The sequence below is a fragment of the Pseudomonas sp. TE4620 genome (genome assembly GCF_056279045.1).
This window is the reverse complement of the sequence record NZ_JBWBQO010000001.1, coordinates 5,045,487-5,066,422: the sequence shown is the minus strand read 5'-3', so window position 1 is coordinate 5,066,422 and position 20,936 is coordinate 5,045,487. Positions and strand designations below refer to the sequence as shown.

Genomic DNA, 20,936 nt, shown 5'->3' with positions numbered 1-20,936 from the left:
TCTTAAAGGGCGTCGCCCTTGAGCTCCTGGTAGCGCCTTTCCAGCTCCTGACGGATCAGCCGGCGCTGTTTACCCTGGAGGAAACGGCGCTTCTCTTCGCTGCTTTCAGGCTGGCGCGGCGGCACCGCAACCGGCTTGCGGTCGTCGTCGACGGCGACCATGGTGAAGAAGCAGCTGTTGCTGTGGCGCACCGAACGCTCGCGAATATTCTCAGTGACCACCTTGATGCCGACTTCCATCGAGGTGTTGCCGGTGTAGTTGACCGAAGCGAGGAAGGTCACCAGCTCGCCGACATGCACCGGCTCGCGAAAGACCACCTGGTCGACCGACAGGGTCACCACATAACGACCGGCGTAGCGGCTGGCGCAGGCATAGGCCACTTCGTCGAGGTATTTGAGCAGCGTGCCGCCGTGGACGTTGCCAGAAAAGTTGGCCATGTCCGGGGTCATCAGGACGGTCATCGACAGCTGGGCGTTTCCAGGTTCCATAGTGTGCTCACGGTAAGGTTGCGCTGAGGCGGGGTGGCGATTGCTGTTCACGCTTCTTTCCCCCAATACGATTCCCATCTAAGTAGACGGGACGCTGACAGCGGCCTTGCCGTCACGCTATTTGTGCCATTTGCGGCGATGCTTTGGTCGATCTGTTTCTTCATATTGCACCGGCTTTTCGCGACAAGCGGCGGTGTTAACCTGAAGAAGCCCATGCAAGGTGGGCATTCCTACATTTAAAACGCTATGTACCCGCAACTCAATCAGACAATTCATCGGGTGAGTTGCGGCTTGTCTCTGGATACCAGGTAAGGAGTCCCACGCCGTGCATGCCATCAGCTTTATCCAGGATTTGGCAGTGATCATGCTGGTTGCCGGGGTGGTCACTATCCTCTTCCACCGTTTCAAACAGCCGGTAGTGCTTGGCTACATTGTTGCCGGCTTCATCATCGGCCCGCACACCCCGCCGTTCGGCCTGATTCACGACGAAGAGACGATCAAGACCCTGGCCGAGCTCGGCGTGATCTTCCTGATGTTCTGCCTGGGCCTGGAGTTCAGCCTGCGCAAGTTGTTCAAGGTCGGGGCCACGGCGTTTATCGCCGCGTTCCTGGAAATCGTGCTGATGATCTGGATCGGCTTCGAGATCGGCCGCTGGTTCGGCTGGAACACCATGGACTCACTGTTCCTCGGCGCCATCCTGGCGATTTCCTCGACCACCATCATCGTCAAGGCGCTCAACGACCTGAAGATGAAGAACGAGCGTTTTGCCCAACTGATCTTCGGCGTGCTGATCGTCGAAGACATCCTTGGCATCGGCATCATCGCCTTGCTCTCGGGTATTGCCGTGAGTGGCACGGTGAGCTCGGGCGAGGTGTTTTCCACGGTCGGCAAGTTGTCGCTGTTCATGATCGTTGCCTTGGTCATCGGCATTTTGCTGGTGCCGCGCCTGTTGGCTTACGTGGCCCGCTTCGAAAGCAACGAGATGCTGCTGATTACCGTCCTGGGCTTGTGTTTCGGTTTTTGCCTGTTGGTGGTCAAGCTTGAATACAGCATGGTCCTGGGCGCCTTTCTGATTGGCGCGATCATGGCCGAGTCGCGCCAGTTGCTGAAGATCGAGCGCCTGATCGAACCGGTACGCGACCTGTTCAGCGCCATCTTCTTTGTCGCCATCGGCTTGATGATCGATCCGTCGATCCTGGTCGAGTATGCCTGGCCGATCGTGGTCATCACCATTGCCGTGGTGCTGGGCAAGATGCTGTCCTGCGGCATGGGCGCCTTTATCGCCGGCAACGACGGACGTACCTCTCTGCGGGTCGGGATGGGGCTTTCACAAATTGGCGAGTTCTCGTTCATCATCGCCGCACTGGGCATGACCCTGCAGGTCACCAGCGACTTCCTGTACCCGGTGGCGGTAGCCGTTTCGGCCATCACCACGCTGCTTACCCCGTATCTGATTCGCGCCGCCGACCCGCTGTCGCTGAAGCTCGCCAAGGTCGTGCCGGGGCGCCTGTCGCGGGTGCTGTCGCTGTACGGCGAATGGCTGCGCAGCATCCAGCCCCATGGCCAAGGGGCATTGCTGGCGTCGATGATCCGACGGATTCTGCTGCAGGTGGGGGTGAACCTGGCGTTGGTGGTGGCGATCTTCTTCAGCGGTGGTTATTTCGCCGCGCGCATTGGTGACTACCTGAGCGAATGGGTCAGCGATGTCGGCCAGCAGAAGGCCTTGATCTGGGGCGTGGCGCTGATGCTGTCGCTGCCTTTCCTGATCGCTGCGTACCGCAAGCTCAAGGCGCTGTCGATGCTGCTGGCGGAGATGGGGGTCAAGCCGGAGATGGCCGGGCGCCACACCCAGCGGGTTCGACGGGTGATTGCCGAGGTCATTCCGTTGCTGTCGCTGTTGGTGATCTTTTTGCTGCTGTCGGCGCTGTCGGCCAGCATTCTGCCCACCAGCGAGCTGCTGTTGCTGATCGTGGTAGTCGCGGCAGTGGTGGTGGCGGTGCTGTGGCGCTGGTTCATCCGTGTGCATACACGCATGCAGATCGCTTTGCTGGAGACCCTGGAAAACAACCAGGAAAACCACCAATAAGAGGCGCTTCCTGCGCGGGGCGGTTCGAATGTCCGAGGGGATGGAGCGGTAGCGAAGCGCCACGCGCGGGAAGGCGTGGCGATTCTACGAGCATTAATAGCCAAGAGCCATTATTTTATGCGGGTATTTCTCATTCAGCTTTCCAGCCAGACGTCCCGCGCCCAGTGCCAGACCGATTCCCAGCTTTCCTCGGTAACGATCTCTTCTTCGCCGGACCACAGCACCACGGTGCCGTCCTCTTCGACGCAGTAAAAGTCGTCGCCGTCCTGGCAGATCGGGATCAGGTCGCGCGGCACGCCGGCGTCCCAGGCATTGGCTGCCACGTCCGGCAAATAGGTATGCGACTGCGGGTCGGTGACGGTGACCGGCTCCAGGCTGCCGTAGACCACGTCGCTGACCGTCAGCAGGAATTCCTTGAAGACGAACGGAATGTTGATGAACAACTCTTCTTCGATTTCGACCAGTTGGTCTTCGTCCGGCAACTCCAGCGGCACCGGTACCGGTTCATTGGCTTCTCGGAGCTGTTCGATGACTTCTTCCACGGTTCTATCCTCTAACCTTTACGACACGCTGCGCGTTATACCCTAGTAGCCTGCTGCGCTAAAAGCAAAACCCCGGGACAAGCCCGGGGTTTTTTGTGCAATGCCTCAAGATCAGCCGTTCTGACGGATCCCGGCAACCAGCCAAGGCTGGTTCTCGCCCGGCGCGCGTTCCATGTTCCAGCTTTCGCTGAACGGTTCGCCCTGGTCGAAGCGCGAAGTCTTCGATACACCGCTGAAGGTCAGGGTGGCGATGGTCTTGTCGGCGCGGTCGTCGACACCTTCAAGCTGCACATTTAGGTCGTCGATGTAAGTGGACTGGAAGGCATCACCCAGGTCAGCACGCTCCTGCTTGAGGAACTGCAGCATCTGCGGGGTGACGAACTCGGCGATCTTGTCCATTTCGTTGGCGTCCCAGTGCTGCTGCAGCGACTGGAAGTGGTTGCGGGCAGCCGCCAGGAAGCTCTGCTCGTTGAACCAGGCCGGGGCGTTGATTACCGGACGGGCGGCGGCAGGTGCAGCCGAACCACCGAAGATCGACGGCTGCGCAGGCTGGTGCGCTTCACGCTGGAAAGGCGCGTGGCCGGCGGCGGCCATTTGTGGCTGCTGCTTGCGGCGACGGGCGGCGATGAAGCGGAACGCCAGGAAGGCAATCAGCGCCATGATCAGGATGTCGAAGATCTGCATGCCCTGGAAGCCGTCGCCCATGAACATGGAGGCCAGCAGGCCACCGGCGGCGAGGCCGGCCAGCGGGCCGAGCCAGCGCGAAGCACCGCTGGCGGCGGCAGGTGCGCGACCTGGCGCGGTTGGCGAGGCAGCCGGGGTAGCTGGGGCTGCCTGGCGGGTCTGGTGGGTCGGCGCGGCGCCCGAGCTCTTGCCGCCGCCGAAGCGTTTGGCGTTGGCGTCGAGACTCATCGTCAGGCCGATGCACAGCGCCAAAGCGATGCTAAGAAAACGTTGCATAGAAGGGTATTCCCGTTTTGTGGATTGCACGCGCGTCATGGTGCACAGGTTGTAGGACACATGACCAGCGCCATAATGTTTCCAGCTTTTGCCTGAATGATCTGAATACGCTGTAGGAGCGGGCTTGCCCCGCGATTGCGGCGTGCAAGTCACATTGCATCGCGGGGCAAGCCCGCTCCTACAGGATTTTCTGCTTTACAGCGCTTCGAGCTTGGCGTAACCGAGCATCAGCCACTTGCTGCCTTCGGCAAAGTTGACCTGGACCCGGGCCTGGGCGCCGGAGCCTTCGAAGTTGAGGATCACACCTTCGCCAAATACCGCATGCTGCACCCGCTGGCCAAGGTTGAAGGCGGTCTGCGGGATGTTGGCGTTGGCGAACAGGCTGCTCGAGTTCTGCTGCTGACCGGAGCCGAACGGGCGGCTGACGCTGTTGGACAAGCGCACTTCCTGCACCAGGCCGGCCGGAATTTCGCGTACGAAGCGCGAGACCTTGTTGTAGGTCTCGCTGCCGTACAGCCTGCGGGTTTCGGCGTAGGTCATCACCAGCTGCTGCATGGCGCGGGTGATGCCGACATAGGCCAGGCGGCGTTCTTCTTCAAGACGGCCGGGCTCTTCCAGGCTCATCTTGTGTGGGAACAGGCCTTCTTCCATGCCGACCAGGAAGACGTGAGGGAATTCCAGGCCCTTGGCACTGTGCAGGGTCATCAGCTGGATGCTGTCTTCGTGCTCGTCGGCCTGGGCGTCGCCGGCTTCCAGCGAGGCATGGCCGAGGAAGGCCGCCAGTGGCGACAATTCGGCGTCTTCTTCGCTGTTTTCGAAGTTGCGCGCGGCGCTGACCAGTTCCTCAAGGTTTTCCACCCGGGCCTGGCCTTTTTCGCCTTTCTCTTCCTGGTGATAGACGATCAGCCCGGACTGCTCGATAACCGTCTGGGTCATCAGGTGCAGGGGCATCTCCAGGACTTTGGCGGCAAGGTTCTCGATCATTTCCATGAACGCGCCCAAGGCACTGGCGGCACGGCCTTTGAGCGCCTTGTTGGCGATCAGCAGGCTCATCGACTCCCACATCGAAACCTGGGCGTGGCGCGCGTGCTCGCGAATCGCTTCGACGGTTTTCTCGCCGATACCGCGCGGCGGCACGTTGATCACCCGCTCAAGGGCGGCATCGTTGCCGCGGCCTTCGAGCAGGCGCAGGTAGGCCATGGCGTTCTTGATCTCGGCGCGTTCGAAGAAGCGCTGGCCGCCATAGATGCGATAAGGAATGCGTTCGCGCAGCAGTGCTTCTTCAAGCACCCGCGACTGGGCGTTGGAGCGATAGAGGATGGCGATGTCGCTGCGTGCCAGGCCGGTCTTGAGTGCGCTTTCGATGCTCTCGACCACGTAGCGGGCTTCGTCGTGTTCGTTGAAGGCAGCGTACAGGCTCAGCGGTTCGCCATCGCCGCCATCGGTCCACAGCTCTTTGCCCAGGCGCCCGCTGTTGTTGGCGATCAGGGCGTTGGCCGCCTTGAGGATGCCGGCGGTGGAACGGTAGTTCTGCTCCAGGCGGATCAGCTCGGCGTCAGGGAAGTCGGCGGTGTACTGGTGGATGTTCTCGATCTTGGCACCGCGCCAGCCGTAAATCGACTGGTCGTCATCGCCGACCACCATCAGGCTGTCGCCGCCCTTGGCCAGCAGCCGCAGCCAGGCGTACTGCACGGCGTTGGTATCCTGGAATTCGTCGACCAGCACATGGCGGAAGCGCCGCTGGTAGTGCTCGAGCAGGCCGGGGTGGTCGCGCCACAGGTCCAGGGCGCGCAGCAGCAGCTCGGAGAAGTCGATGACGCCGGCGCGCTGGCAGGCTGCCTCGTAGGCTTCATAAATGCTGCGCATGGTGCCCAGGAACAGGTCGCCGCTGGCTTGGATATGTTGCGGGCGCAGGCCTTCGTCTTTCTGGCCGTTGATGAACCACTGTGCCTGGCGCGCCGGCCAGCGCTGTTCATCCAGGCCCAGCTCGCGGATTACGCGTTTGACCAGACGCTGCTGGTCGTCGCTGTCGAGGATCTGGAAGTTCTGGTTCAGCCCGGCCTCTTGCCAGTGCGCGCGCAACAGGCGGTGCGCCAGGCCGTGGAAGGTGCCGACCCACATGCCGGCCGGGTTGATGCCCATCAGCTGTTCGATACGCTGGCGCATCTCGGCAGCGGCCTTGTTGGTGAAGGTCACCGACAGGATCGAGTGCGGCGAGGCCTGCACCACCTGGATCAACCAGGCGATGCGGTGCACCAGCACACGGGTCTTGCCGGAGCCGGCACCGGCCAGGACCAACTGACGACCGACCGGCGCAGCTACAGCCTGGCGTTGGGCGTCGTTGAGAGAGTTCAACAGGAGAGAGAGATCATCGCGCATCCGGCCATTTTAGGGGCGCAGGCGACCCTTGGGCAAATATACAGTAGAAAAACTTGGCGCTGACGACCGGCCGGTCACCGGCTGCAGCCCAAGGCCTGCGTGCTTGAGCACCTGCCGTCGGGAAATGCGATGAAATAATTATGATCCAGAGCAGTTTGGCCCAGGGGCTTGCTTGTGTATGCTCCGTGCACGTTTAAGGCTAACCATTACAAGAACACCGCCTATGACACTCGGTTCCGACTCCCTGAGCGCCCCAGCCCAAGCGCGCCGGAGTATTCGCAAACACTTCGCACCGCAACTGGCTGTCGAGCGCACCCGCCTGCTGTATCAAGGCTCGTTGCTGCCGACCCTGTTCATGCTGCTCAACGGCCTTGTCTGTGCCTGGCTGCTATGGAACCCGGCGCGTTACCTGCTGGTCAGCGTCTGGGTGGTCTGGCTGATGGCGCTGGTGGCGTTGCGGGTGATCCAGGTGGCCGCTTTCGATGCTGCCATGCCCGATCGGCAAGCCCAGCCGACCTGGTGGCGGATGTTTTTGCTCGGTTCGGCCTTCAGCGGCCTGACCCTGGCCAGCGCGGCGATTGCCCTGGTGCCGGTGGACAACTTCGTCCAGCAGGCCTGGGTGTTTGGCCTGCTGGGGGCGGCGACGCTATCGGCCAGCGTTGCCTATGCCGTCAGCCTGCCGGCGTTTCTCAGTTTTACCTTGCCCTGCCTGCTGCCGCCGATTGCTTTCCTGTTCTGGAGTGGCGACGAACAGCAGCGCGGCTGGGGCTGGCTTGGGCTGATTCTGTTGATTGCGCTGTCGGTGGTGGCCTGGCAGGTCAACCGGCTGATCGAACGCGGATTGCTGCGACGCTTTCAGAATCAGGAGCTGATCGAACACCTGCAAGCGGCGCAAAGCCGCAGCGAGAGCCTCAACCAGGCATTGGCCGAGGAGGTCGAACAGCGCCGGTTGATCGAGGAACAGCTGCGTGAGGCGCAGGTTGGGCTGGAGTCGCGGGTGGCCCAGCGCAGCCAGGAACTCGATGTCGCCAACCAGGCCCTGAGCAAAAGCGAGCAGCGCCTGGCCCTGGCGCTAGAGGCCAGCGAGCTGGGGCTTTGGGACTGGAACCTGGACACCGACGAGATCCACCACACGCAATTGCGCGAGCTGTTTGGCCTGGAGCCTGAACAAGTCCAGGAAATGCTCGCGCACCTCAAGCCACGTTTGCATCCCGATGACGTGCCGCTGCTCAAGCGTACCCTGGTCGAACACCTCAAGGGCCGCAGCGAGGACTACCGCATCGACTACCGGGTGCGTCACCGCCAGGGCCATTGGTGCTGGATTGAGGACCGTGGCCGGGCGGTGGAACGTGATGCCAGCGGGCGGGTGCTGCGCATGCTCGGCACCCGCCGGGAAATCAGCGCGCAAAAAGCCCAGGAGGAACAGCAGCGTCTGGCCGCCACGGTGTTTGAAGCCGCCAGTGAAGGCATTGTGATTCTTGACCCTGACTATGTACTGCTGGCCGTCAATCAGGCCTTCTGCCGGGTTACCGGCTACAGCCGCGAAGAACTATTGCAAGGGCGGTTGCTGGAGCTGGCGTGCAGCCTTGATGCTCGTCGACATTCACAGGCTATCGAACTGGCCCTGGAGCAACAGGGCAGCTGGCAAGGCGAACTGGTCGAGGCGCGCAAGAACGGTGAGCTTTATCCTCAGTGGCTGCAGCTTAACGGTGTACGTGATGCCCGCGGCAACCTGACCAGCATCGTCGGCTTCTTTACCGACCTGTCGGCGCGCCGTGAGTCTGAAGAGCGCCTGCGCTACCTGGCTCACTATGATGAACTGACGGGCCTGGCCAACCGCGCCTTGTTCCGCCTGCGCCTGCATGAGGCCGGCGAGCGCCTGCGCCAGAGCGGTCGCGGCCTGGCCCTGCTGCACATCGACCTGGACCGCTTCAAGCTGCTCAACGACAGCCTTGGCCATGAAGTTGCCGACCATTTGCTCAAGCAGATGGCCCAGCGCATCAGTAATGCCATGCCCGAGGCCGACACCGTGGCGCGGCTTTCCGGCGACGAGTTTGCCGTGCTGTTCGATGCCTACAGCAACCTGTCGAGCCTGGTGCGAGTGGCTAGCCGCCTGCTCGACAAGCTACGCGTACCCCTGCGGGTCGATGGTCACGAGCTGGTGATCAGCGCTTCGGTGGGCATTAGCCTGCTGGCCGACACCTCGCGGGATGTCACGGTGCTGGTCAGCCAGGCCAATACCGCCATGCAGCACGCCAAGCACCTGGGTGGCGACAACTTCCAGTTCTACACCGAGAGCCTGCAGGCCAGCACACTGCAGCGCCTGCAGCTGGAAAACCACCTGCGCAAGGCCATCGAAGAGCGGCAACTGCAGGTCTACTACCAACCCAAGCTGTGCCTGGCCACCGGCCGCCTGCATGCGGCCGAGGCGCTGGTGCGCTGGCAGCATCCGCAGTGGGGCATGGTGCCGCCGTCGGACTTCATCGGCCTGGCCGAAGAAACCGGGCTGATTGCGCCGATGGGCGAATTCGTCCTGCGCCAGGCCTGCTGGCAGGCTTGCGAGTGGCAGCGCATGGGCCTTGCGCCGATTCGCGTGTCGGTGAACTTGTCGGTATATCAGTTGCGCCAGGGCAAGCTGGTCAGCCTGGTGCGCCAGGTTTTGGAAGAAAGCGGCCTGGCCCCGCACTTGCTGGAGCTGGAACTGACCGAGAGCCAGTTGCTCGACAGCGTCGAGCACATCATCGCCACCTTCCGCCAATTGCATGAGCTGGGGGTGAAGCTTGCGATCGACGACTTTGGCACCGGCTATTCATCGCTCAGCTACCTCAAGCGTTTCCCGGTGGACTACGTGAAGATCGATCAGGCCTTTATCCGGGGCCTGCGCGAGGGCAGCGAGGACGCGGCGATCACCCGGGCAATCATCGCCATGGCCCAGAGCCTGGACCTGCAGGTGGTTGCCGAGGGCGTCGAGACCGCTGAACAGCTGGACTTCCTGCGCAAGCAAGGCTGCAACGAAGTGCAGGGCTACCTGATCAGCCGGCCGGTGCCGGCGCAGGAACTGGCCGGTTTACTGGCCAGCCGCTACAGCTTTTAAAGGTGCCAGGCGCGGCCCTGGTGGGCCAGCAGGCTGTGGGCCTGGTCCGGGCCGTTACTACCGGCGTGGTAGGGGCGCGGGGCCTGGAAGTGTTCCTGCCAGCCGTTAAGGATCGGGTCGATCCAGGCCCAGGCCGCCTCGACCTCGTCACGGCGCATGAACAGCGTCGAGTCGCCTTCGAGCACATCCAGCAATAGCCGCTCATAGGCGTCCCAGCGACGGGTCTGGCCGAATACCTGGGCCAGGTTGAGGTTCAGTTCCACCGGCTCCAGGCGCATGCCCTTGCCGGGGGTCTTGGTCATCATTTGCAGGCTGATGCGCTCGTCGGGTTGTAGCTGGATCAGCAGCTGGTTGGCCTGATCGCCGTCGAACAGGCGGTGGGGTACCGGCTTGAACTGGATGACGATCTGCGACGAGCGCTTGGCCAGGCGTTTGCCGGTGCGCAAGTAGAAGGGCACGCCGGCCCAGCGCCAGTTGTTGATGTGGGCTTCTACGGCGACAAAGGTCTCGGTATCGCTGTCGTTGTCGACATCTTTCTCGAAGTAATAGGCTGGTACTTCCTGGCCGCCGATCTTGCCGGCGCTGTACTGGCCGCGCACGGTCTTGTCCTGCACGTCCTGGCCGGTGATCGGTTGCAGGGCCTTGAGGATCTTCACCTTCTCGTCGCGAACCGCTTCAGCCTCGAATTGTGCCGGCGGCTCCATGGCCACCAGGCACAGCAGCTGCAGCAGGTGGTTCTGCAGCATGTCGCGGGTGGCGCCGGCGCGGTCGTAGTAGGCGCCACGGTTTTCGACGCCGAGGGTTTCACAGACGCTGATCTGCACATGATCGACCTGGTTGTTGCGCCACACCGGCTCGAGCAAGGCATTGGCAAAGCGCAGGGCCATGAGGTTCTGCACCGTTTCCTTGCCCAGGTAGTGATCGATACGAAACACCTGCGACTCGGCGAACACCGCGCCGAAGGCCTCGTTGATCGCCGTGGCCGACTCCAGCGAGTGGCCGATGGGTTTTTCCAGGACGATGCGCGCATCGTGATCGGCAAGCCCGGCGATTTTCAGGTGGTTGGCAATCGGCACGAACAGGTTCGGTGCGGTGGCCAGGTAGTAGATCCGGGTCAGGCCGCCGGCTTCACCAAGAAAGCGCGCCAGGCGGACGAAATCGGCGCTTTGCGAGGCGTCCATGGGGAAGTAGTCCAGGCGCGCCGAGAACCGCGCCCAGACATCCTCGTCGAAGTCGGCACGGGCAATCTGTGCCCGGCAACGGCGTTCGGCGAGTTTGAGGAATTGATTACGTGGCAGATTGCTGCGGGCCAGGGCGATGATGCGCACGGCGGGGTGCAGGCGAGCCTCGCGATACAGGTGGTAGAGCGCCGGAAGCAGTTTATGCAGGGCCAGGTCACCGGTGCCGCCGAACACCATGATGTCGCAAGGGATAGTCAATACCACCACTCTCCTAGTTCGTTTAGCTGGGCGGGTCGCCGGTCATGTAGTATAACTACAAGAAAGCTACAACCCGGTCAGTCGATCATAACCGAGTCCTGCCCTTGAATCTGTTGCAACACATCGCCCAGTCGCGCCATCTGCTACGCAAATCGGAACTCAAGGTTGCCGATCACGTGCTGCTTGATCCAGCGGCCGTCATGCATAGCTCCATGGCCGACCTTGCCCACAGCGTCGGCATCAGCGAGCCGACCATCGTGCGTTTTTGCCGTGCGATCGGTTGTTCCGGTTTCCAGGACCTCAAGCTCAAGCTGGCCCAGAGCCTGGCGGCGGGCGCGAGTTTTGGCCAGTTCGCCATTCACGAAGACGACTCGGTTGCCGACTACAGCCTGAAGATCTTCGACACCACCCTGCATACCCTGATGGAAGTGCGCGAGCACCTCGATCCACAGGCTTTGCAGCGTGCGGTATCCGCCATGGCCCAGGCCCAGCGTGTCGAGTTCTACGGTTTTGGTGCCTCCGGCGCGGTAGCGGCCGATGCCCAGCACAAGTTCTTCCGCCTGCTGCTGACGGCGGCGGCGTATTCCGACCCGCACATGCAGGCGATGTCGGCGGTCACCCTCAAACCGGGCGATGTGGCCATCTGCATTTCCCAGTCGGGGCGCTCCAAAGACCTGCTGATCACCGCCAACCTGGTGCGTGAAAGCGGCGCCACGCTGATCACCCTGTGCCCGAGCCAGACGCCGTTGGCGGAGCTGTCGACCGTCAACCTGGCCATCGATGTGCACGAAGACACCGAAATCTACACCCCGCTGACCTCGCGCATTGCCCACCTGGTGGTGATCGACGTGCTGGCCATGGGCGTGGCCATGGCCCGCGGGCCGAGCCTGGTCAACCACCTCAAGAGCGTCAAGCGCAGCTTGCGCAGCCTGCGCCTGTCGCCCAAGTCGATCAAGGCGATGGACGACTGAGACCTGTAGGCGCGGGTTCATTGATTTGTCATTGGCCCGCCGCCAAACCGTAATGCCACGACGTCAGGCTGAAGCTCCCGCACTCGATAAGGGAGATATGCAATGGCTCGTGAATTCGATGGCTCGTACCAACCCAACGCCAAATCCCGCAAACAGCAGGAAAAAGACCAGCGCCGCATGGAGTTTCGCCGCGCGATCGAAAGCTACTCCGAGCAGCGCCGTCTGCTGCAGGACATCACCGACTACCCCGACTTGCAGGCCGTCAGCGTGTGGCAGGTATCGGCGGCAGAATCCCCGAGAAACGCTCAACAAGCCCGCTGATCTGTGCACGTTCGCTGCGAATGAACGCTAGAAAGGCCAGGGCCACCGGCGATTGCCGCTTGGCCTTGGACTGCACCACACACCAGCTGCGGTACAGCGGCAGCTCTTCGACCGGCAGCTCGCGCAGCACGCCGGTGGCCAGTTCCAGGTTCAATGCATGGCGGGTCAGCAGGGCGATGCCCAGGCCGGCAATCACGCACTCGCGCTGGGCATCGGCCGAGGCCACTTCCAGCGTCTGAGTGAAGTGCACGCGCTTTTCCTTGAAGTACTCTTCGCAAGCCTTGCGTGTGCCCGAGCCCTGTTCGCGTACCAATAGGGTGTGCGGCTCAAGGTCTTGCAAACGCAGGCTGTCGAGCTTGCACAGCGGATGATCGGGCGGCGCCACGGCAACGATCGGATTGTTGAGGAACGGCAGGAACTCCAGGCCCATGTCCTGGGGCACCATGGACATAATGATCAGGTCATCACGGTTGTCCGAGAGGCGACGTATGGCCTGGGCGCGGTTGACCACCGTGAGGGTAAGATTGACCTCGGGGTGCAAACGCTTGAAGGCCGCGAACAGATGCGGGACGAAGTACTTGGCGCTGGATTCGACCGCCAGCTTCAATTGCCCCTGCAGCGAGCCCTGCATGTCGGAGAGCTGCATGTCGAGGCTCTCCAGGCGCCCGAAGATATCGCGGCTGGCGCGTTGCAGCGCTTCAGCGGCTTCGGTCAGGTAGAGCTTCTTGCCGACATACTCGAACAGCGGCTGGCCGACCAGTTCTTCCAATTGGCGGATCTGTAGACTAACGGCAGGTTGCGTCAGGTTCATCTCCTCGGCTGCCCGGCTGTAGGAACGCAAATCACAGACCTCATTGAAGATCTGAAGTTGACGCAATGTCATACGCATCAATGACTTACGCATTTCTCTCAAGCCCCGGCAAAACCTTGTAACAGCACTATAAGCTTTTGCTTATGCACACCCTAATAAATATTGATTTTTGTTTATCCAGAGACAGCGCTAGGGTAAAGATGCGACTGGCCAGCGACGATTGGTCACGCGCCGACCGGCGTTGCCGGCTCGTTTGTTCTAGCGGCCTTGGGAATACTCCAGTGATAAAAAAGATCCTGATCGCCAACCGCGGTGAAATTGCTGTTCGAATCGTGCGTGCCTGCGCCGAGATGGGCATCCGTTCCGTGGCGATCTACTCCGACGCCGACCGCCATGCCTTGCACGTCAAACGTGCCGACGAGGCCCACAGCATTGGTGCCGAGCCCCTGGCCGGCTACCTGAACCCGCGCAAGCTGGTGAACCTGGCCGTGGAAACCGGTTGTGATGCGCTGCATCCCGGTTATGGTTTTCTGTCTGAGAACGCTGAACTTGCGGACATCTGTGCCGAACGCGGTATCAAATTCATAGGCCCGGCGGCTGAAGTCATTCGCCGCATGGGTGACAAGACCGAAGCCCGCCGCAGCATGATCAAGGCCGGTGTGCCGGTGACCCCGGGCACTGAAGGCAACGTCGCCGATATCCACGAAGCGCTGCTCGAAGGCGACCGCATCGGTTACCCGGTGATGCTCAAGGCCACTTCCGGCGGTGGCGGCCGCGGTATTCGCCGCTGCAACAGCCGTGAAGAGCTGGAGCAAGCCTTCCCGCGGGTAATCTCCGAAGCGACCAAGGCCTTCGGTTCTGCGGAAGTGTTCCTGGAAAAATGCATCGTCAACCCGAAACACATCGAGGCGCAAATCCTCGGTGACAGCTTTGGTAACGTCGTCCACCTGTTCGAGCGCGACTGCTCGATCCAGCGCCGCAACCAGAAGCTCATTGAAATTGCCCCAAGCCCGCAACTGACCCCTGAACAGCGTGCCTATATCGGCGACCTGTCGGTGCGCGCGGCCAAAGCCGTGGGCTACGAGAACGCCGGTACCGTGGAGTTCCTGCTCGCCGATGGCGAGGTGTACTTCATGGAGATGAACACCCGGGTGCAGGTGGAACACACCATCACCGAAGAAATCACCGGTATCGACATTGTTCGCGAGCAGATCCGTATTGCCTCCGGCCTGCCGCTGTCGGTCAAGCAGGAAGACATCCAGCACCGCGGCTTTGCCCTGCAGTTCCGGATCAACGCCGAAGACCCGAAGAACAACTTCCTGCCCAGCTTCGGCAAGATCACCCGTTACTACGCCCCCGGCGGCCCCGGCGTGCGCACCGACACGGCGATCTATACCGGCTACACCATTCCACCGTTCTACGACTCGATGTGCCTGAAACTGGTGGTCTGGGCGCTGACCTGGGAAGAAGCCATGGACCGCGGTCTGCGGGCCCTGGACGACATGCGTGTGCAGGGGGTGAAGACCACGGCTGCCTATTACCAGGAAATCCTGCGCAATCCGGAATTTCGCAGTGGTCAGTTCAATACCAGCTTCGTTGAAAGCCATCCGGAACTGACCAACTACTCGATCAAGCGCAAACCCGAAGAGCTGGCCCTGGCCATCGCCGCCGCCATCGCCGCACATGCGGGCTTATGAATAAGCCAGCTGCAAGTTGTTAGCTGCAAGCGACAAGTCAGAGCCGATCGGCTTTTTCTTGCGGCTTGTAGCTTGAAGCTTGCCGCTATGAGGAGATAAGAATGTCCAAGAAGATCTTTGTCACTGACACAATCCTGCGCGACGCCCACCAGTCCCTGCTGGCCACCCGCATGCGTACCGAAGACATGCTGCCGATCTGCGACAAGCTCGACAAGGTCGGCTACTGGTCGCTGGAAGTCTGGGGCGGCGCGACCTTCGACGCCTGCGTGCGCTTCCTCAAGGAAGACCCGTGGGAGCGCCTGCGCAAACTGCGTGCGGCACTGCCCAACACCCGCCTGCAGATGCTCCTGCGCGGGCAGAACCTGCTGGGCTACCGCCACTACAGCGATGACGTGGTCAAAGCCTTCGTCGCCAAGGCGGCGGTCAACGGCATTGACGTGTTCCGCATCTTCGACGCCATGAACGATGTGCGTAACCTGCGCGTGGCCATCGAAGCGGTCAAGGCCGCTGGCAAGCACGCCCAGGGCACTATTGCCTACACCACCAGCCCGGTACACACCATCGACGCCTTCGTCGCCCAGGCCAAGCAGATGGAAGCCATGGGTTGCGACTCGGTGGCCATCAAGGACATGGCCGGCCTGCTGACTCCCTTCGCCACCGGCGAGCTGGTCAAGGCGCTGAAGGCCGAGCAGTCGCTGCCGGTGTTCGTCCATTCCCACGACACCGCCGGCCTGGCTGCCATGTGCCAGCTCAAGGCGATCGAGAACGGCGCCGACCATATCGACACCGCCATCTCCAGCTTCGCCTGGGGCACTAGCCACCCGGGCACCGAGTCGATGGTCGCGGCCCTCAAGGGCAGCGAGTTCGACACCGGCCTGAGCCTGGAATTGCTGCAGGAAATCGGCCTGTACTTCTATGCCGTGCGCAAGAAGTACCACCAGTTCGAAAGCGAATTCACCGCCGTCGACACCCGCGTGCAAGTCAATCAGGTACCGGGCGGGATGATTTCCAACCTGGCCAACCAGCTCAAGGAGCAGGGCGCGCTCAACCGCATGAACGAAGTGCTGGCGGAAATCCCGCGGGTGCGCGAAGACCTCGGCTTCCCGCCGCTGGTGACCCCGACCTCGCAGATCGTCGGTACCCAGGCGTTCTTCAACGTGCTCGCCGGCGAGCGCTACAAGACCATCACCAACGAGGTGAAGCTGTACCTGCAAGGCGGTTACGGCAAGGCTCCGGGTGTGGTCGACGAAAATCTGCGGCGCCAGGCCATCGGTAGCGAAGAAGTCATCGACGTGCGCCCGGCCGATTTGCTCAAGCCGGAAATGGCCAAGCTGCGCAACGACATCGGCGCCCTGGCCAAGTCGGAAGAAGACGTACTGACCTACGCCATGTTCCCGGACATCGGGCGCAAGTTCCTCGAAGAGCGTGAGGCCGGCACCCTGACCCCTGAAGTGCTGCTGCCGATTCCGGAAGCCGGCGCCGTGGCCTCGGCCGGCGGCGAAGGCGTGCCGACCGAATTCGTCATCGACGTGCACGGCGAGACCTACCGGGTGGATATCACCGGTGTCGGCGTCAAGGCCGAAGGCAAGCGTCACTTCTACCTGTCCATCGACGGCATGCCGGAAGAAGTGGTGTTCGAGCCGCTCAACGAATTTGTCGGCGGTGGCAGCAGCAAACGCAAGCAGGCCAGCGCCCCTGGCCATGTCAGTACCACCATGCCGGGCAATATCGTCGATGTGCTGGTCAAGGAAGGCGATACGGTCAAGGCCGGCCAGCCGGTGCTGATCACCGAGGCGATGAAGATGGAGACCGAGGTGCAGGCGGCAATCGCCGGCAAGGTCACCGCCATTCACGTGGCCAAGGGCGACCGGGTCAACCCGGGCGAGATCCTGATCGAGATCGAGGGCTGATTTTCAGGCCCTCATCTACAAGCGGTTAACCTCTGGGGGGCGTATGCCTCCCTTTTTTTGCCTGCTCCTACCGGCACGCCTCCAAGGTCTGTAGCTGTCCCTCGGGCCGCTGGTTATCTGCCGCCAACCAACGTTCGAACCCCGCCGCAATCGCCGGCCATTCATCATCGGTAATCGAGAACCAGGCGGTGTCGCGGTTTCGGTCCTTGATCACCATGTGCTTGCGAAACACCCCCTCGAAGGTGAAGCCAAAGCGCAGCGCGGCGCGCTTGGAGCGGGCGTTGTCGTTGTTGCATTTCCATTCCAGGCGGCGGTTGCCCAGCTCGAACGCCAGTTTGCCAAGCAGGTACACCGCTTCGGTGCCTTTAGGTGTGCGCTGCATGGCAGCACCAAAGGCGATATGGCCAATCTCGATGCGGCCCTGTTCGGGCACGATCGACATCAGGCTGAGGATGCCCTGGGTCTGGCCGCTGGCCAGGTCAATGACACTGTAGAACAGCGGATCGCTGCTGGCGGCATTGGTGTCAAGCCAGTGATCGAAGTCTTCGCGCTCGGTGAACGGACCGTAGGCCAGGTAGTCCCACAGTGTGCGGTCGGCCTGGGAGCCCTGGAACACTTCCCAGAGGTCTTCGGTGTCGCGCTTGGGGTCGAGTTTTTCCAGGCGCACGAAGCGCCCGGTCAATGTTGCAGGTTGCGGGCGCTTGGCCGGATGCCAGTGCAATGGGCTGCTCATGGGGTGGCTCCTCTGGCTTACAGCGGTTTGCGAAACTGGATGAAGCCGGGCCGCTCGGCGACCTGCTCGTACAGGCTGATGGCCGTGGCGTTGGTTTCGTGGGTCAACCAGTGCACCTTGGCGCAACCTGCCGCCTTTGCCGTAACGTAGACGTATTCGATCAGCTGGCGGCCGATACCCAGGCCGCGTTGCTCACTTTGCACGTAGAGGTCCTGCAGGTAGCAGGAGTTCTCGATGCTCCAGTTGGAGCGGTGATAGATCCAGTGGACCATGCCCAGTGCCTTGCCGTCGACCCAGGCCAGGGCGGCGTTGGTCGGCTCGGCCGGGTCGAGCATGCGCGCCCAGGCCACGGCGCTGACCTCGTCATCGATACGGGTTTCGTAGAATTGTTGATAGGCCTGCCATAGCGGTAGCCAGGCGCTGTGATCGTCGGCGGTGACAGGGCGGATGGTGACGTTAGGCATAGGTGTGTTCCTTCAAGGTTGGCCCATCAGGGCTGCCAATTGGTTGTCCAGAGGATCGCTGCTGTTGGCCAGGCCGGTGCGCACGCCTTCGATGTCGATGGCCGAACGGTTCTGGCTGAGTTTGCGTGTGCCTTGCAGGCGCTCGATGGGCAGGGCGAAGCCGACGATTGCCTTGAGCATGCCGGCCATGTAGTCGGCAGGCGCTTCGTCCACCGACCAGGGTTTGGCCTGGCGTTGTTCGTGGTGATCACTCAGGCGGCGGACGATCTCCAGCAGACGCTCGGCGTCATGGAAAACCTCAGCCTTGCCCCAGGCGTGCACAGCCACGTAGTTCCAGGTCGGAACCGTGCGCGGATCGTCGACCTTGCTGGGGTAGTAGCCGGCGCTGACATAAGCATCGGGCCCGGCAAACACCAGCAGCGCCTCGGCGCCGTTGGCCAGATCCTGCCATTGCTTGTTGGCGCGGGCGAAGTGGCCGTACAGGGTGCCGTTGCTGCCCTGTTTGCGATCCAGCAGCAGCGGCAGGTGACTGGCCTGCAAGCCCTGTTCACCGTGGGTGACCAATACGGCCAGGCGCGTTTGCTCGATCTGCTGGTGCAGACGCTCGAGGTCGGTTTCCTTGTAGCTCGAAGGTGTGAACATGTGGATTGTCCTTGGCGAATGGCTCAATCCTAGGCAGGCTATTGGACTAAGGTAAGAGCCATTTCCAGCTAATTTTATAGGTCCATTGTCATGAGCGAGCGCCCCTTCACCTTGCCGTTCGACCCGACTGGTATCGTCCTTGATCGCCGCCAGGGGCTCAGCCGCCAGCTTTACCAGGCGCTTCGCATGCGCGTGCTGGACGGTCGCCTGAGCAGTGGCACGCGCTTGCCGGCCAGCCGTGATATGGCTGCGGCGCTGTCGTTGTCGCGCAACAGCGTGGTGCGTGCCTACGACCAGTTGTACGCTGAAGGCTATATCGAAAGCCGGGTCGGCGATGGCACCTATGTCAGCCAGCTGCCAAAACTATCCACAAAAGTATCCACAGGGTTATCCCTGGGTTTTTCCACAGGGTTATCCACAAAAACAGCAAATAACACTGTGGATTCATCCAGCAAACTTATCCACAATGGTCCTTGCAACCGTCTGGAAAGCCACCATTTACCGCCACCGAAAAGTGGTCCGCCACGGGCTTTTCGCGTCGGTTTGCCGGCGTTCGATTTGTTCCCGTTCGACGTCTGGGCCAAGCTCCAGGCGGGTTTCTGGCGCAACCCCGATCGCGCTGTTTTGGGCTATGGCGATCCGGCTGGAGAGCCGCAACTTCGTCAATTGATCGCGACCTATTTGCGTCGATCTCGCGGACTTTCCTGCACGGCTGAACAAATTGTGATCACCAGTGGCGCACAGCAGGCCATCAGCCTTTGTGCACAGCTGTTATTGGAGCCTGGCGAAGTGGTGGCTGTGGAAAACCCCGGTTACCGCGCTGCTGGAAACGCCTTCGCCTTGACCGGGGCAAAAGTGCAAGGCGTGGCGGTCGACGATGAGGGCCTGGACTGCGCTGCGCTCAATGCCGTGGAACATTGTCGCCTCAGCTATGTGACGCCATCGCACCAGTATCCGACCGGCGTCACCATGAGCCTGGCCCGTCGTCTGCAGTTGCTGGCCTGGGCCGAGCGCAAGGACGGCTGGATCATCGAAGATGACTACGACGGTGAGTACCGCTACAGCGGCGACCCGCTAGCACCTCTGGCGGCGCTGGATCGCAGTGGGCGGGTGTTATATGTCGGCACCTTCGGCAAGATAGCCTTTCCGGCGCTGCGCCTGGGTTACCTGGTGCTGCCCAGGCAGTTGGTGCAGGTGTTTTCCCGCTGCCGGGCGCTGGCCGTGCGCCACTCTGAAATAGGCACTCAGGCAGTGATGGCCCAGTTCATGGCCCAGGGGCATTTTCAACGGCATATCCGGCGCATGCGCAAAGCGGCGCTCAGCCGAAGAAATACGTTGGTGGCAGGATGGCCACAGGGCATCAGCGGTATCGGCCCGCTGCCACATGTAGCTGCAGGTCTACATGTGGCAGTGCGGGTGGATTCGCTTGCGCGCGAACGTGCGTTGATCGGGCAAGCCGAAAGCGTGGGCGTCGAGATTAACGGCTTGAGTGATTTCTGGCTGCCAGGCTCGGATACGCCGGAGGATGAGCATGCTGGGCTGGTTCTGGGGTTTGCCGCTGTCCCGGAAGCTGCAATTGAGGTCGCAGTGCGGCATTTGGCTGAAGTTTGGGGCCACTCAAAGAGCTGAAGGGATTTACAGTGAGTTCATTCGCTGGGCAGGTGTTACATACCTGTTGGGCTAAATTTTTAGGTTACAAGTTAAATTTTTAACTTGATTGACGTTGCCTTCTCACGTGGTAGAACTTTCATGGGCTCAGGGTAAGCCTGTGCTATTTCAGTTCAAGATTGTTACGTCATTTAATTCGAAAATCATTAGTCACACTTTTATTGGTGGCGCGGCGTGTTAGCTCGCCTGATGGTTTTTGCTCTGTATATAGGGTCAATAATGAAAGAATCCCATAAACACTGCATGAAAGCGGCCTTGAAGGAATTCAGCAAGCCTGGAAAACGAAATTTTTCGATACCTGCAGGTGATAGTTTCACTGCGGTGATCGATGGTGAGCCCTTCGTTGCAACAGACGTCCGTGGCTTCCACAGCTTCGGTGTAAGAATTGTCGTAGGGTTGATTGATGAAGGTAGTGAGCGCCGCTACATCACGGTGGCAGCCGATGATTACCTGGCGGCCGGCGAATATGATGTAACGCTTGAAGGAGAAGTTACCATCGGTTATGTCGTCGAGAACCCTGAGGGTAATAACGAATACTTCGCAGAGACGGGCTGTATCGCCATGTCGAGTGCGGCAAATACCGAATTTTCCGGGCAGTTCAATGCAACACTGGTCGAAAGTTCGCCGTACAAGGCGATTACCGAAGCCTGTTTCAAGGTCGGTCAAACTGTCGAATTGTCCTGACGGATAGGTTCGACATACCTCCCGCCATTGTTGGCGGGAGGTATTGC

At 61.2% G+C, this 20,936-nt stretch carries 17 protein-coding genes; 8 read left to right on the top strand and 9 right to left on the bottom strand.

The annotated features are described in order from the left end of the window. Positions 1 to 2: 2 nt before the first annotated feature. Positions 3 to 488, bottom strand: coding sequence for an acyl-CoA thioesterase (locus tag ACZ9A3_RS23600; protein WP_476253172.1), 486 nt, complete (start codon positions 486 to 488; stop codon positions 3 to 5). A gap of 325 nt (positions 489 to 813) precedes the next feature. On the opposite strand from ACZ9A3_RS23600, the gene ACZ9A3_RS23595 reads away from it, so the two are divergent. Then, positions 814 to 2,574, top strand: coding sequence for a cation:proton antiporter (locus ACZ9A3_RS23595; RefSeq protein ID WP_093377871.1), 1,761 nt, complete (start codon positions 814 to 816; stop codon positions 2,572 to 2,574). A 134-nt stretch (positions 2,575 to 2,708) separates the two neighbouring features. Here the strand turns inward: ACZ9A3_RS23595 and ACZ9A3_RS23590 are convergent, their stop codons facing one another. The 3 genes from ACZ9A3_RS23590 to uvrD all read right to left on the bottom strand — a co-directional run bounded on the left by ACZ9A3_RS23590 (position 2,709) and on the right by uvrD (position 6,455). Beyond that, positions 2,709 to 3,116: an SMI1/KNR4 family protein gene (locus ACZ9A3_RS23590; RefSeq protein ID WP_093377876.1), complete on the bottom strand. Its 408-nt coding sequence runs from the start codon at positions 3,114 to 3,116 to the stop codon at positions 2,709 to 2,711. 111 nt (positions 3,117 to 3,227) lie between these two features. Then, positions 3,228 to 4,076, bottom strand: a complete 849-nt coding sequence (locus ACZ9A3_RS23585) for a Tim44 domain-containing protein (protein WP_045199463.1) — start codon at positions 4,074 to 4,076, stop codon at positions 3,228 to 3,230. A 195-nt stretch (positions 4,077 to 4,271) separates the two neighbouring features. Beyond that, the gene (gene uvrD, locus ACZ9A3_RS23580) at positions 4,272 to 6,455 is read right to left on the bottom strand and encodes a DNA helicase II (RefSeq protein WP_045199464.1); all 2,184 of its coding nucleotides are present in this window, start codon (positions 6,453 to 6,455) and stop codon (positions 4,272 to 4,274) included. A gap of 223 nt (positions 6,456 to 6,678) precedes the next feature. Between uvrD and ACZ9A3_RS23575 the strand changes: the two genes are divergently transcribed. Beyond that, on the top strand, positions 6,679 to 9,549 hold the full coding sequence (locus ACZ9A3_RS23575; protein WP_093377881.1) for an EAL domain-containing protein: 2,871 nt from the start codon (positions 6,679 to 6,681) through the stop codon (positions 9,547 to 9,549). Here ACZ9A3_RS23575 and zwf read toward each other — a convergent pair. Next, positions 9,546 to 10,988, bottom strand: coding sequence for a glucose-6-phosphate dehydrogenase (gene zwf, locus ACZ9A3_RS23570; RefSeq protein ID WP_045199468.1), 1,443 nt, complete (start codon positions 10,986 to 10,988; stop codon positions 9,546 to 9,548). The two genes, ACZ9A3_RS23575 and zwf, sit on opposite strands and share 4 nt — an antisense overlap. 104 nt (positions 10,989 to 11,092) lie before the next feature. Between zwf and hexR the strand changes: the two genes are divergently transcribed. Together hexR and ACZ9A3_RS23560 are read left to right on the top strand one after the other, a co-directional pair. Beyond that, a complete protein-coding gene (hexR, locus tag ACZ9A3_RS23565; protein WP_038616018.1) occupies positions 11,093 to 11,959 on the top strand; it encodes a transcriptional regulator HexR in 867 nt (288 codons plus the stop codon). A gap of 102 nt (positions 11,960 to 12,061) precedes the next feature. Beyond that, a complete protein-coding gene (locus tag ACZ9A3_RS23560) occupies positions 12,062 to 12,280 on the top strand; it encodes a PA3496 family putative envelope integrity protein (protein WP_045199472.1) in 219 nt (72 codons plus the stop codon). Here ACZ9A3_RS23560 and ACZ9A3_RS23555 read toward each other — a convergent pair. Further along, entirely contained in the window at positions 12,222 to 13,169 is a 948-nt protein-coding gene (locus ACZ9A3_RS23555; RefSeq protein ID WP_162195917.1) for a LysR family transcriptional regulator, read from the bottom strand. The genes ACZ9A3_RS23560 and ACZ9A3_RS23555 overlap by 59 nt on opposite strands. Positions 13,170 to 13,372: 203 nt before the next feature. Here ACZ9A3_RS23555 and ACZ9A3_RS23550 point away from each other — a divergent pair, with 203 nt between their 5' ends. Next, entirely contained in the window at positions 13,373 to 14,788 is a 1,416-nt protein-coding gene (locus ACZ9A3_RS23550; protein ID WP_045199475.1) for an acetyl-CoA carboxylase biotin carboxylase subunit, read from the top strand. Positions 14,789 to 14,889: 101 nt separating this feature from the next. Continuing rightward, a complete protein-coding gene (gene oadA, locus ACZ9A3_RS23545) occupies positions 14,890 to 16,698 on the top strand; it encodes a sodium-extruding oxaloacetate decarboxylase subunit alpha (protein ID WP_045199477.1) in 1,809 nt (602 codons plus the stop codon). A 67-nt stretch (positions 16,699 to 16,765) separates the two neighbouring features. On the opposite strand, the gene ACZ9A3_RS23540 is transcribed toward oadA, so the two are convergent. The 3 genes from ACZ9A3_RS23540 to ACZ9A3_RS23530 are packed head-to-tail and all read right to left on the bottom strand — an operon-like array spanning position 16,766 to position 18,537. Beyond that, positions 16,766 to 17,431, bottom strand: coding sequence for a GNAT family N-acetyltransferase (locus ACZ9A3_RS23540; protein ID WP_258595547.1), 666 nt, complete (start codon positions 17,429 to 17,431; stop codon positions 16,766 to 16,768). A gap of 17 nt (positions 17,432 to 17,448) precedes the next feature. Then, positions 17,449 to 17,895 carry an N-acetyltransferase family protein gene (locus ACZ9A3_RS23535; RefSeq protein ID WP_476253171.1) on the bottom strand — a complete coding sequence of 149 codons (447 nt, stop codon included), beginning with the start codon at positions 17,893 to 17,895 and terminating at the stop codon, positions 17,449 to 17,451. A gap of 12 nt (positions 17,896 to 17,907) precedes the next feature. Further along, positions 17,908 to 18,537, bottom strand: a complete 630-nt coding sequence (locus tag ACZ9A3_RS23530; RefSeq protein WP_093377905.1) for an FMN-binding negative transcriptional regulator — start codon at positions 18,535 to 18,537, stop codon at positions 17,908 to 17,910. A 90-nt stretch (positions 18,538 to 18,627) separates the two neighbouring features. Between ACZ9A3_RS23530 and pdxR the strand changes: the two genes are divergently transcribed. Then, positions 18,628 to 20,166 (top strand): MocR-like pyridoxine biosynthesis transcription factor PdxR, encoded by a 1,539-nt coding sequence (pdxR, locus tag ACZ9A3_RS23525; protein ID WP_476253170.1) that lies wholly within the window; start codon positions 18,628 to 18,630, stop codon positions 20,164 to 20,166. Between the two features lie 282 nt (positions 20,167 to 20,448). After that, on the top strand, positions 20,449 to 20,889 hold the full coding sequence (locus tag ACZ9A3_RS23520; protein WP_476253169.1) for a hypothetical protein: 441 nt from the start codon (positions 20,449 to 20,451) through the stop codon (positions 20,887 to 20,889). Positions 20,890 to 20,936: the final 47 nt, after the last annotated feature.

Bases quoted from the DNA above. Each gene is read 5' to 3' on its own strand.
- pdxR (WP_476253170.1), top strand. From the start codon at position 18,628: ATGAGCGAGCGCCCCTTCACCTTGCCGTTCGACCCGACTGGTATCGTC.
- ACZ9A3_RS23600 (WP_476253172.1), bottom strand. From the start codon at position 488: ATGGAACCTGGAAACGCCCAGCTGTCGATGACCGTCCTGATGACCCCG.
- ACZ9A3_RS23540 (WP_258595547.1), bottom strand. From the start codon at position 17,431: ATGAGCAGCCCATTGCACTGGCATCCGGCCAAGCGCCCGCAACCTGCA.
- ACZ9A3_RS23530 (WP_093377905.1), bottom strand. From the start codon at position 18,537: ATGTTCACACCTTCGAGCTACAAGGAAACCGACCTCGAGCGTCTGCAC.
- ACZ9A3_RS23575 (WP_093377881.1), top strand. From the start codon at position 6,679: ATGACACTCGGTTCCGACTCCCTGAGCGCCCCAGCCCAAGCGCGCCGG.
- ACZ9A3_RS23585 (WP_045199463.1), bottom strand. From the start codon at position 4,076: ATGCAACGTTTTCTTAGCATCGCTTTGGCGCTGTGCATCGGCCTGACG.
- oadA (WP_045199477.1), top strand. From the start codon at position 14,890: ATGTCCAAGAAGATCTTTGTCACTGACACAATCCTGCGCGACGCCCAC.
- ACZ9A3_RS23560 (WP_045199472.1), top strand. From the start codon at position 12,062: ATGGCTCGTGAATTCGATGGCTCGTACCAACCCAACGCCAAATCCCGC.
- ACZ9A3_RS23555 (WP_162195917.1), bottom strand. From the start codon at position 13,169: ATGCGTATGACATTGCGTCAACTTCAGATCTTCAATGAGGTCTGTGAT.
- uvrD (WP_045199464.1), bottom strand. From the start codon at position 6,455: ATGCGCGATGATCTCTCTCTCCTGTTGAACTCTCTCAACGACGCCCAA.
- ACZ9A3_RS23520 (WP_476253169.1), top strand. From the start codon at position 20,449: ATGAAAGCGGCCTTGAAGGAATTCAGCAAGCCTGGAAAACGAAATTTT.
- ACZ9A3_RS23535 (WP_476253171.1), bottom strand. From the start codon at position 17,895: ATGCCTAACGTCACCATCCGCCCTGTCACCGCCGACGATCACAGCGCC.